Here is a 13,228-nt window from a genome sequence, read left to right as displayed (position 1 = left end):
CTGGCTGTTCAGTCGGAGCCCTGACAGTCACGTGCTGCTGCTGGTGGTGCACCACATCGCCGGTGACGGCTGGTCCATGGGACCGCTGGCCCGCGACGTCTCCACCGCCTACGCCGCACGCCTGGCGGGCGGCGAGCCCGAGTGGGACGAACTGCCCGGCCAGTACGCCGACTACGCACTGTGGCAGCGCGAACTGCTCGGCGACGAGGACGACCCGGAGAGCCTGCTCAGCGAGCAGCTCGCCTACTGGCGCGAGACGCTGGCCGACCTCCCCGAGGAGCTGGCCCTGCCCTACGACCGTCCGCGCCCGGCCGCCGCCGGGCATCGGGGCGGCACCGTCGAGTTCGCGGTCCCGGCCGAGCTGCACCAGCGCGCCGCCGGCCTCGCCCGCGCCCAGGGCGGCACCCTGTTCATGGTGCTCCAGAGCGCCCTGGCCGTCCTGCTCTCGCGTCTCGGCGCCGGAACCGACATCCCCGTCGGCACCGCCGTCGCCGGCCGTACGGACGAGGGCCTGAACGACCTCGTCGGCTTCTTCGTCAACACCCTGGTTCTGCGCACCGACCTGTCCGGCGACCCCACCTTCGCCGAGGTGGTGCGCCGTTCCCGCGAGGCGGGGCTGGGCGCCTTCGCGCACCAGGACGTGCCGTTCGAGCGGCTGGTCGAGGACCTCGCCCCGTCGCGGTCGATGGCCCGGCACCCGCTGTTCCAGGTCATGCTGTCGCTTCAGAACAACGCCCAGCCGCAGCTGGACCTCCCGGGCCTGACGGTCGCGGCACTGGAGGGCGGCGAGGCCCCCGCCAAGTTCGACCTCGCCTTCACCTTCGGCGAGCAGCCGGCCTCAACCGCCACGTCCGCGTCAGGCCTGTGGGGCAACGTCACGTTCGCCGCCGATTTGTTCGACGCCGCGACCGCGCAGCAGCTCGGTGACTGCTTCGTCCGCGTGCTGGCGGCCGTGGTCGCCGACCCCCGGCAGCCTGTCTCCCGCGTCGCGATCCTGGACGCCTCCGAGCGCGACCGCCTCCTCGCCGACTGGAGCACCGGTGTCGCGCCCCGTCCGGAGGCGGCCGGGACGCTGCCGCAGCGCTTCGCCGCCCAGGTCGCCCGCACCCCGCACGCCGTCGCCGTCGCCGCGGCCGACGGTGTCGAGCTGACCTACGCCGAGTTGGACGCGCGCGCCAACGGCCTGGCCCGGCGCCTGGCGGCCGAGGGCGTCCGCGCCGAGAGCGCCGTCGCGGTGCTGATGGACCGCTCCGCCGACCTGGTCGTGGCGCTGCTGGCCGTGGTGAAGGCGGGCGGCTTCTTCGTGCCCCTGGACTCCCGCTACCCCCTCGCGCACCGTGAGGCGATCGTCGCCGAGACCGGCGCGAAGCTGGTCCTCACCGACGCCGCCTCGCGCGACGGTGCCGAGGCGCTGAGCCGCACCGTCGTCCTGGTCGGCGACGAGCGCGGCGAGGTCGGCGACGCCGTGGAGGTCGCCTGCGACCCGCGCCAGCTCGCCTACGTGATGTACACCTCCGGCTCAACGGGCCGGCCCAAGGGCGTGGCCGTGACGCAGCGGGACGTGGTCGCGCTGGCGTCGGACGCCCGCTACGCCGGGTCGGCGGCGTTCGAGCGGGTGCTGGTGCACTCGCCGTACTCGTTCGACGCCTCGACGTTCGAGCTGTGGGTCCCGCTGCTCAACGGCGGCTGCGTGGTCGTCGCGCCGGCCGGCGAGCTGTCGGCGGCTGCGCTCGGCCGCGTGGTGGCCGAGCAGGGCGTGACGGCGCTGTGGCTGACGGCGGGCCTGTTCGCCGTCGTCGCCGAGGAGGAGCCGCGCAGCCTGCACGGCGTCCACCAGGTGTGGACCGGTGGCGACGTGGTCTCGCCCGTCGCGGTCGCCCGTGTCCTGGACGCCTGCCCCGGACTGACTGTGGTGAACGGCTACGGCCCGACCGAGACGACGACCTTCGCCGCCACCCACGCGGTGACGCGGGCCCCCGAGGGCGCGTTCCCCATCGGGCGCCCGCTCGACGGCATGCGCGCCTACGTGCTGGACGACCGCCTGCGGCCGGTCCCGGTGGGCTGTGTGGGTGAGCTGTACCTCGCGGGCGCGGGCCTGTCGCGCGGCTACTTCGACCGCCCGGCGCTGACGGCGGAGCGCTTCGTCGCCGACCCGCATGGCACCAGCGGTGAGCGCATGTACCGCACCGGTGACCTGGCCCGCTGGAACCGCGGCGGGCTGCTGGAGTACGCGGGCCGCGCCGACCAGCAGGTCAAGCTGCGCGGCTTCCGCATCGAACCCGGCGAGATCGAGGCCGCGCTCGGCGCCCACTCCGCCGTCGGGCAGGTCGCCGTCGTGGTCCGCGAGGACACGCCGGGCGTGAAGCGCCTGGTCGGCTACGTCGTCCCCACCGGGGACGTGGCGGCCCAGGAGTTGCGCGCCCACCTCGCCGAGCGGCTGCCCGAGTACATGGTCCCGGCCGCCTACCTGGTCCTGGACGCGCTGCCGCTGACCGTCAACGGCAAGCTGGACCGCCGCGCCCTGCCCGCCCCGGACCTGGCGGTCACCGAGGACCGCCCGCCGCGCACGCCGCACGAGCAGGTCCTCGCCGACCTCTTCGCCGAGATCCTCGGCCTGTCGTCCGTAGGCGTCGACGACGACTTCTTCGCCCTCGGCGGCCACTCGCTGCTCGCCACCCGGCTCGTCAGCCGTGTGCGCACCGCGCTCGACGTCGAGCTGCCGATCCGGGCGCTCTTCGAGGCGCCCACCGTCGCCGCGCTGGCCGCCCGTCTGACCGGCCGGCAGGACGGCGCCGGGCGCCGCCGCCCCGCGCTGACCGCCGCCGAGCGACCCGAGCACCTCCCGGTCTCCTTCGCACAGCAGCGCCTGTGGTTCCTCGGCGAGCTGGAGGGCCCGAGCGCCACCTACAACATTCCGCTCAGCCTCGACCTCACCGGTCCGGTGCAGGCCGACGCGCTGGAGGCGGCCCTGCGGGACGTCGTCGCCCGGCACGAGGTGCTGCGCACCGTCTTCACCACTGTCGCCGGCCGGCCGTGCCAGCGCGTCCTGCCCGTCGAAGCGGTCGGCACGCTGCTGACCGTCGGCGCCCACGACGAGGAGGTCGTCGCCCGCGCCGCCCGGCACGTCTTCGACCTCAAGGCCGAACCGCCTTTCCGCGCCTGGCTGTTCTCGAAGGACGCCGAGCGGCACAGGTTCGTCGTGGTGGTGCATCACATCGCCGGTGACGGGTGGTCGTTGGCGCCGCTGGCCCGCGACGCCTCGACGGCCTACGCCGCCCGCGTGCGCGGCGGCGTCCCGGTGTGGGAGCCGTTGCCGGTGCAGTACGCGGACTACGCGCTGTGGCAGCGCGAGTTGCTGGGCTCGGTCGAGGACGGGGGCAGCCTGCTGGCTGAGCAGTTGGGTTACTGGCGCGAGGCGCTGGCCGAGCTGCCGGAGGAGCTGGCGCTGCCCACCGACCGGCCGCGTCCGGCCGTCGCGAGCCACTCGGGCGGAACCGTCGCCTTCGCCGTGCCCGCCGACGAGCACGCGCGCCTGCTGGAACTCGCCCGCGCCGAGGGTGTGACGCCGTTCATGGTGCTGCAGGCGGCGCTCGCGGTGCTGCTGTCGCGCCTGGGCGCGGGGCAGGACATCCCGATCGGCACGCCGATCGCGGGCCGCACCGACGACGCGCTCGAGGAGCTGGTCGGGTTCTTCGTCAACACGCTCGTGCTGCGCACGGACCTGTCCGGCGACCCGACCTTCACGGAGTTGCTGACCCGTGTCCGTGAAAGGAGCCTGGGCGCGTTCGCGCACCAGGACGTGCCGTTCGAGCGGCTCGTGGAGGAGCTGGCCCCGTCGCGGTCGATGGCCCGGCACCCGCTCTTCCAGGTCATGCTCTCGCTCCAGAACAACGCGCAGGCCGTGCTGGACCTCCCCGGCCTCGACGTCCGCCACGTCCCGGGGGACGACCTGGCCGCCCGGTACGACCTCGCCTTCACCCTCGGCGAGCGACACGACGCCGACGGCGCCCCGGCGGGCCTTCACGGCACGGTGACCTTCGCCCGCGACCTCTTCGACGAAGCCACCGCAGAGCGGCTCGCCGCACGCCTGCTCGCCGTCCTGCGGACCGTGCTCGCCGAGCCCGGCCTCCCCGTCGCCCGTGTCGAGGTGCTGGACGACGACGAGCGGCATCGCATCCTCACCGAGTGGAACGCCACCGGCCACACCGTCCCGGACACCACACTGACGGGCCTGATCGAGGCTCAGGTGGCCCGCACCCCGGACGCCGTTGCGCTCGTCGACGAGAGCGCCGAGCTGACCTACGCCGAGATGAACGCGCGCGCCAACCGCCTGGCCCGCCTGCTCGCCTCGCGCGGCGTGGGCGCGGAGACGGCGGTGGCTCTGCTCATGGAGCGCTCGGCGGACGTGTTCGTCGCCATGCTGGCGGTGCTCAAGGCGGGTGGCGCGTACGTGCCGGTCGACCCGGAGTACCCGGTGGACCGGATCGCGTACATGGTGGCCGACTCGGCGCCTCGGGTGCTGCTGACCAGCCGTGCCTGCGTGGAGCGCGCGGGTGACACCACGGATGTCGAGGTCCTGCTGCTGGACGAGCTGTCCACCGACGGCTTCGACGACACCGACCTCGGTGTGGCCATCGAGCCGCAGCACCCGGCGTACGTGATCTACACCTCCGGCTCGACCGGCCGCCCGAAGGGCGTCGTGCTGCCGCACGCGGCCGTGGTCAACTACCTCTCCCGCGCCGTAGAGGCGTACCCGGAGGTGCGCCAGAGCACCCTGATGCACTTCTCGGTCTCTTTCGACGCGGGTGTCACCGCCCTCTACGGCGCGCTGACCTCGGGCGGTCGCGTCCGCGTGGCGGCGCTGGACGAGCGTCTCCCGGGCGTCCTGGCCGCGGAGCGGCTCACCTTCCTGAAGGTGACGCCGAGCGGTCTGGCGTACCTGGATGCGATGTCGGACGCGCACGTGCCGACGGGCCGGCTGATGGTCGGTGGCGAGGCCGTACAGGGCGCGCAGCTGGAGCAGTGGCGCAAGGCGCACCCGGGGGTCGCGGTGGTGAACCACTACGGTCCGACGGAGGTGACGGTCGGTTGCACCGACTACCTGGTGGGCGACGACGTCGAGTCGGGCACCGTCGTCCCCATCGGCCGCCCGATGTGGAACACGCAGGCCTACATCCTGGACGCCGGGCTGCGCCCGGTGCCGGCGGGTGTGGCCGGTGAGCTCTACATCGCGGGCGCGCAGCTGGCGCGTGGCTACCTCGGCCGCCCGGCGCTGACGTCCGAGCGGTTCGTCGCCAACCTCTTCGGCGCCTCCGGCACGCGGATGTACCGCACGGGTGACCTGGCACGCTGGCGTGGGGACGGGAACATCGAGTACCTGGGCCGTACCGACGACCAGGTGAAGATCCGCGGTTACCGCATCGAACTCGGCGAGATCGAAGCCCAGCTGGCCGCCCACCCCCTCGTGGCGCACGGCGCCGTGGTTGTCCGTGAGGACGTGCCCGGCGACAAGCGCATCGTCGGCTACGTCGTCCCCGAGCCCGGATTCGACGCGGCCTCCGTCCGGACCGATCTCGCTGCGGTCCTGCCGGACTTCATGGTGCCCGCGGCGATCGTGGCGGTGGACGTGCTGCCGAGGACGGTCAACGGCAAGCTGGACCGCCGGGCGCTGCCCGCGCCGGACTTCGGGTCCGCCGTCGCGACCGCCTACCGTGCGCCCGCGACGGCGCATGAGGAGGTGTTGTGCGAGGAGTTCGCCCGCGTCCTGGGCGTGGAGCGGGTCGGTGTGGACGACGACTTCTTCGAGCGCGGCGGGCATTCCCTGCTCGCCGTGTCGCTCGTGGAGAAGCTGCGCGCCCGCGGCGTCCCGGTGGACGTGCGCACCCTCTTCACCTCCCCGAGCCCGGCTCGGCTCGCCGCCGCGACCGCAGCCGGTGACGCCTCGGGCGTCGTGGTGCCGCCGAACCTGATCCCGGCCGGCGCCGGGCATCTCACCCCGCAGATGCTGCCGCTGGTCGAGCTGAGCGAGACGGAGATCGACCGCATCGTCTCCGCCTTCCCGGGCGGCGCGGCGAACATCGCCGACGTCTACCCCCTCGCCCCCCTCCAGGAAGGCATCTTCTTCCACCACCTGATGGCTGTCGACGGCGAGGACCCCTACGTCCTGCCGTCGCTGCTCACCTTCGACTCGCGCGAGCGCCTCGACGCCTTCCTCGGCGCACTGCGGTTCGTGATCGACCGACACGACATCCTCCGTACCGCGTTCTTCTGGCAGGGCCTGCCCGAGCCGGTACAGGTCGTCGCCCGCCGGGCCGAGCTGCCCGTCCAGACGGTCGAGCTGAGCGGGGAGCAGGATCCGGTCGCCGAACTCCACGCCGCCTGCCCGGCCCGCATGGACATCGGCGCCGCCCCGCTGCTGCGCGCGTTCTTCGCCGCCGAAGTCGGCACCGGGCGCTGGCTGCTGGTGCTCCAGCGGCACCACCTCATCAACGACCACACCGCCCTGGACGTGCTGATGTCCGAGATCCGGGCGGTCCTGGAGGGCGCGGCCGACCACCTGCCGGCGCCGCTGCCGTTCCGCGACTTCGTCGCGCAGGCCCGGCTCGGCATCTCCCGTGAGGACCACGAGCGCTACTTCGCCGGCGTGCTGGGCGACGTCGCGGAGCCGTCCGCGCCGTTCGGGCTGCTGGACGTGCGCGGCGACGGCAGCACCGTGGACCGCGCCCGCCTTCCGCTCGCGCCCGAACTGGCGGCCCGCGTCAGGGAGCAGGCACGTGTGCTGGGGGTGAGCCCGGCGACGCTGTTCCACGTCGCGTTCGCCCGCGTCGTGGCCGCGACCGCCAACCGCGACGACGTGGTGTTCGGCACGCTGCTCTTCGGCCGGATGAACGCGGGCAGCGGTGCCGACCGGGTGCCGGGGCTGTTCATCAACACCCTGCCCGTTCGCCTCGACACCGCCGCCCACACCGTCGCCGACGCGGTCGGCGCGATGCGCGGACAGCTCGCCGACCTCCTCGTCCACGAGCACGCCCCGCTCGCGCTGGCCCAGCGAGCCAGCGGCATCACCGCCCCCGCCCCGCTGTTCACCGCCCTGCTCAACTACCGCCACGGGCGTGGCCACGGCGACGAGCCCGCCGCCGACCTCGGCATCGGCCTCGAACACGGCGAGGACCGCACCAACTACCCGCTCACCGTCTCCGTGGACGACCACGGCACCGCGCTCAACCTCTCCGTGATCGCCGTCGCGCCCATCGACGCGGCACTGGTCTGCACGCTGCTCGGCACCGCGGTGGAGGGCCTGGTCACCGCACTGGAGACGGCGCCGCACACCTCCCTGCGCGCCGTGGACGTGCTCGACGACGCGCTGCGGCGGCGCATGCTGACGGAGTGGACCAAGCACCCCGTCCGCATGCCCGTCTCGACCGTTCCCGAGCTCTTCGAGGCGCAGGCCGCGCGTACACCCGAGAACGTCGCCGTCTCCTTCGACCGTACCGATGCCGACCGCACCGAGCTGACCTACGCCGAGCTCAACGCGCGGGCCAACCGCCTCGCCCGCGTCCTGGCCGACCGCGGCGTCGGACCGGAGACGCTGGTCGCCGTCGCCATGCCGCGCTCGGCCGAGCTGGTCGTCGCGCTGCTCGCCGTCCTCAAGGCCGGCGGCGCCTACCTGCCGATCGACCCGGACTACCCGACCGACCGCATCGCCTGCATGCTCGACGACGCCCGCCCGCTGCTGACCCTCACCGTTGCGGGCAGCAACGAGACGCCCGGAGAACGCCTGGTCCTGGACGACCCCGAGACGCGGCAGCTCCTCGCGGCCGTCTCCGACGCGGACCTGACTGCGGACGAGCGGCGCGGCCGGCTGCTCCCCGAGCATCCCGCCTACGTGATCTACACCTCCGGCTCCACCGGCCGCCCCAAGGGCGTGCTGATCCCGCACGGCAACGTCGCCCGCCTGTTCGGCGCCACCGACGACTGGTTCGGCTTCACCGCCGACGACGTGTGGACGTGGTTCCACTCCTTCGCGTTCGACTTCTCGGTGTGGGAGCTGTGGGGCGCCCTGCTCGTCGGCGGTCGGCTCGTCGTCGTGCCCGCCGACGTCTCCCGCTCGCCCGCCGACTTCCTCGCACTGCTGGTCCGCGAGCAGGTGACGATCCTCAACCAGACCCCTTCAGCCTTCTACCAGCTGATGCAGGCGGACGCGCAGGACCCGGAGCTCGGCGCGCGGCTGCGGCTGCGCGGCGTCGTCTTCGGCGGCGAGGCGCTCGACCTGCCGCGCCTGCGTTCCTGGTACACGCGCCACCGTGACGACGCCCCGGTGCTGGTCAACATGTACGGCATCACCGAGACCACGGTGCACGTCAGCTACGCCGAGCTGGATGCCGCGCTGGTCGGGGGCGGCGCCACCGGCAGCGTCATCGGCCGCGCCATCCCGGACCTACGCGTCTACGTCCTCGACCCGTCGCTGCGGCTGTGCCCGCCCGGGACGGCCGGCGAACTCTACGTCGCCGGTGCCGGACTGGCGCGTGGCTACCTCGGCCGCCCGGCCCTGACGGCCGACCGCTTCATCGCGGACCCCTACGGCACGACGCCCGGTGAGCGCATGTACCGCACCGGCGACGTGGTGCTGTGGAACCGCGACGGCGAGCTGGAGTTCGTCGGCCGCGCCGACGACCAGGTGAAGATCCGCGGCTTCCGCATCGAGCTGGGCGAGGTGGAGAACGCGCTCGCCGCGCACCCGTCCGTCGCCCAGGCCACCGCCCTGGTCCGCGAGGACGTGCCGGGGGACAAGCGCCTGGTCGCCTACGTCGTCCCGGCGGAAGCCTCGGCCTCCCCCTCGGCCGTGCCCGACCCGGTCGAGCTGCGCCGCCACGCCGCCGCGTCGCTGCCGGACTACATGGTCCCGGCCGCAGTGGTACTGCTGGACGCGCTTCCGCTGACCGTCAACGGCAAGCTGGACCGCCGGGCCCTGCCCGCCCCGGAGTTCACCGCCGCCGCCGGGTACCGGGCGCCGTCCGGTGCCCGCGAGGAGGTCATCTGCGAACTCTTCGCACAGGTCCTCGGCGTCGAACGGGTCGGCGTGGACGACGACTTCTTCGAGCTCGGCGGCCACTCGCTGCTGGCCGTCTCGCTCGTCGAGAAGCTGCGCACACGCGGCGTCCAGGTCAACGTCCGGGCGCTGTTCTCCACGCCCACGGTGGCCGGGCTCGCCGGCGCCGCTACGGTCGCCGAGGTCGCAGTGCCGCCGAACCTGATCCCGGCAGACGCGACCGAGCTGACGTCGGACATGCTGCCGCTGGCGGCCCTGACACAGCCGGAGCTGGACCGCATCGTCTCCGTCTTCCCGGGCGGTGCCGCCAACATCGCCGACATCTACCCGCTGGCGCCGCTCCAGGAGGGGATCTTCTTCCACCATCTGATGAACGCGGGCGGGCGCGACGTGTACGTGCTCCCGACGGTCCTCTCGTTCGACTCCCTCGCCCGGCTGCACGGCTTCCTCGGCGCGCTGCAGACGGTCGTCGACCGCCACGACGTGCTGCGCACGGCGGTCGTGTGGGAGGGCCTGGCCGAGCCGGTGCAGGTCGTCGCCCGAACGGCGGAGATCCCCGTCACGGTCCTCGAACTCACCGGCTCCGACGACCCGGTGGTCGAGCTGCACGCCGCCTGTCCCGGGTCCATGGACCTCGGCGCCGCGCCGCTCATGTGCGCTCACATCGCCGCCGACCCGTCCCGGGAGGGGCGCTGGCTGATGCTGCTGCAGCGCCACCACCTCACCACCGACCACACCGCCATGGAGGTCCTGCTCGCCGAGATCCAGGCGGTCCTGGCGGGGGAGGGCGACGGCCTTCCGGTCCCGATTCCGTTCCGCAACTTCGTCGCCCAGGCCCGCCTGCGGGTCACCCGCGAGGAGCACGAGCGGTTCTTCGCCGAACTGCTCGGCGACGTCACCGAGCCGACCGCCCCGTTCGGCCTGCTCGACGTGCGCGGCGACGCGGCCCAGGTCGCCGAGGCCCGGCTGCACCTCGCCGACCCGCTCGCCGAGCGGCTGCGCGGCCAGGCCCGCCGCCTCGGCGTCAGCCCGGCGACGGTGTTCCACCTCGCCTGGGCCCGCGTGGCCGCAGCGACCTCCAACCGCGAGGACGTGGTCTTCGGCACGGTGCTCTTCGGCCGTATGAACGGCGGCTCCGGCGCGGACCGGGTCCCGGGGCTCTTCATCAACACCCTCCCCGTCCGGGCCCGCACCGCGGGCGTCAGCGTCACCGACGCGCTCGCGGCGATGCGCGGGCAGCTCGCGGACCTGCTCGTGCACGAGCACGCGCCGCTCACCCTCGCGCAGCGCGCGAGCGGCATCGGCGGCACCGCTCCGCTGTTCACCTCGCTGCTGAACTACCGTCACAGCGCAGGCGTGGAGGAGCCGGCTCGTCCGGCGGCACCGGAGGGCATCGAGCTGCTCATGAGCCAGGAGCGCACCAACTACCCGCTCACCGTCTCCGTCGACGACCTCGGCGCGGGCTTCCGGCTCACGGCCCAGGCCCTCGCCCCGATCGATGCGGAGCGGGTCTGCCGACTGCTGCACACGACTCTCGACGCGCTGGTCGACGCCCTGGAGAACGAGCCCGGCACGGCGCTCGGCACGGTGCCGGTCCTTGACGGGGCCGAGGCGCGGCAGCTCCTGGACGCAGGGAACGGTACCCCGCGCGAGCGCCTCCTCGGCTCCGTGCCCGAGCTATTCGCCGCCCAGGCGGAACGCACGCCCGATGCGGTCGCGCTCGTCGGCGACGGCGGTTCGACGTGGACGTACGCGGAGCTGGACGCCCGGGCCAACGCCCTGGCCTGGCGGCTCCGTTCCGAGGGCGTGGGGGCAGAGCGAGCCGTCGCCGTGCTGATGGAGCGCTCACCCGAGCTGATCGTCGCCCTCCTCGGCGTCCTGAAGGCGGGCGGGTGTTTCGTCCCGCTGGACGCCCGGTACCCGCTGGCGCACCGCGAGGCGATCGTCGCCGAGACCGGTGCCGTGCTGGTCGTCACCGACGCGGCGATGCCCACCGAGGCCGCGCGGCTGGGCCTTCCCGTCGTCCAGGTCGGCACTGAGCAGCGCACCGACGCGCCGCGGAACTCGAGTGACCCGCTCCAGTTGGCGTACGTGATGTACACCTCGGGGTCCACCGGCCGCCCGAAGGGCGTCGCGGTCACCCACCGCGACGTCGTGGCGCTCGCCACTGACTCCCGCTTCGCCGGGGACGCGTTCGAGCGCGTGCTGGTGCACTCGCCGCACTCCTTCGACGCGTCGACGTTCGAGCTGTGGGCACCGCTGCTGGGCGGCGGTCGCGCGGTCGTCGCTCCGGCGGGCGAGGTGACCGCCTCCACGCTGCGACGGATGGTGACCGAGCACGGCGTCACCGCGCTATGGCTGACGGCGGGACTGTTCTCCCTGGTCGCCGAGGAGGAGCCGAGCTGCCTGCGCGGGGTCGCACAGGTGTGGACGGGCGGCGACGTGGTGTCTCCGGTCGCCGTCGGCCAGGTGCTCGCGGCCTGCCCCGGCACCGTCGTCGTCAACGGCTACGGCCCCACCGAGACCACGACCTTCGCCGCCACCCATGCCGTCTCCGACGCGCCCTCGGGCTCCCTGCCGATCGGCCGCCCGCTGGACGACATGCGCGCCTACGTCCTCGACGCGGGCCTGCGCCCGGTGCCCGCCGGCTGCGTCGGAGAGCTCTACCTGGCCGGCGCCGGCGTGGCCCGCGGATACGCCGAACGCCCGGGCCTCACCGCCGAACGGTTCGTCGCGGATCCGTTCGCTTCCGACGGCGCGCGCATGTACCGCACCGGTGACCTGGCGCGCTGGTCCACGGACGGCCTGCTGGAGTACGCGGGCCGCGCGGACACGCAGGTCAAGCTGCGCGGCTTCCGGATCGAGCCGGGCGAGATCGAGGCCGTCCTCGCCGCCCATCCGTCGGTCGGCCGGGCGGTGGTCGTCGTCCGCGAGGACAGGCCGGGCGTCAAGCGCCTTGTCGGGTACCTCGTCCCGGCAGGGGCAGTGGCGACCGACGCGCTGCGCGCCCACCTCGCCGAGCGGCTGCCCGACTACATGGTCCCCTCCGCGCTCGTGGTGCTCGACGACCTCCCACTGACCGGCAACGGCAAGCTGGACCGTCGCGCGCTTCCCGTCCCCGAGACCCCTGTCGGGTCTGGCCGCGAGCCGATCACCCTGCGGGAGGAGGTGCTCGCGACGCTCTTCGCAGAGGTGCTCGGCCTGCCGAGGGTCGGCGTGGACGACAGCTTCTTCGAACTCGGCGGCCACTCGCTGCTGGCCACCCGCCTCGTCGGGCGCATCCGCGCGAGCACGGGTGAGGAGCTCTCCCTGCGCGACCTGTTCGAAGCCCCCAGTGTGGCCGCGCTAGCCGAACGGCTGGCGAACGGACCCGAGTTGGGCGAGAAGTTCGCCGAGCTCATGCCCCTGCGCGGCGAGGGCACCCTGCCTCCGCTGTTCTGCGTACACGCGGGCTACGGCGTCGGCCTCGGCTACAGCCGCTTCCTGCCCTACCTGCCGGACCGGCCCGTCTACGCCCTCCAGGCACGCAGCCTCACCCGCACCGACGGCTTGCCCGCGACCGTCGAGGAGATGGCGGCCGACTACGTCGCCCTCATCCGCGAAGTGCAGCCGCAGGGGCCCTACCACCTGCTCGGGCACTCCTTCGGCGGCCTCGTCGTCCAGGCGATGGCCACCACGCTGGAGGCGATGGGCCAGGAGGTCTCCCTGCTCGCGGTCCTCGACGCCTACCCGTACGCCGACTACACGGTCAAGGGCACCGAACGGGACGAGCAGGAGACCCTGGCGGTGTTCCTCCAGATGTTCCGGGCACCCGCTGCCACCCCGGACGGCACGCCCGACGGGACTCCGCTGACTCGGGAACAGGTCATCCAGACACTGGTCGAGCACTCCTTCGGCTCCTTCTCGGGGCAGGACCTTCTGGCCATGGGTGAGGCCTGGGAACGCCACGTCGCGATGATGCGTGCCTTCGCGCCGGCCCGCTTCACCGGCGACGTGCTCTTCTTCACCGCGACCCGGCAGCGGCCCGAGGGCACCCCGTCGTCCTCGGCGTGGGCCCCGCACACGGGCGGCACGATCACCGACCTCCACCTGGACGTCACCCACCACGGCCTGATGGACCCGCGACCCGTGGCGAAGATCGCCCGGGAGATCCTGACGTACCTGGAGGCGCGGGACTGA

Annotated in this window: 1 protein-coding gene (cut by a window edge); it reads left to right on the top strand. The window is 73.5% G+C overall.

Going from position 1 to position 13,228, the window contains the following annotated elements:
* Positions 1-13,228, top strand: partial view of a non-ribosomal peptide synthetase gene (locus HS99_RS12975; protein ID WP_050366856.1) — the 3' portion only. It extends 344 nt beyond the left edge of the window; the window shows 13,228 of its 13,572 coding nt (coding positions 345-13,572); its start codon lies beyond the left edge, outside the window; its stop codon occupies positions 13,226-13,228.

This window comes from Kitasatospora aureofaciens, assembly GCF_001188955.3.
Lineage (GTDB): Bacteria > Actinomycetota > Actinomycetes > Streptomycetales > Streptomycetaceae > Kitasatospora > Kitasatospora aureofaciens.
This window is presented reverse-complemented; position numbering and strand designations above follow the sequence as displayed.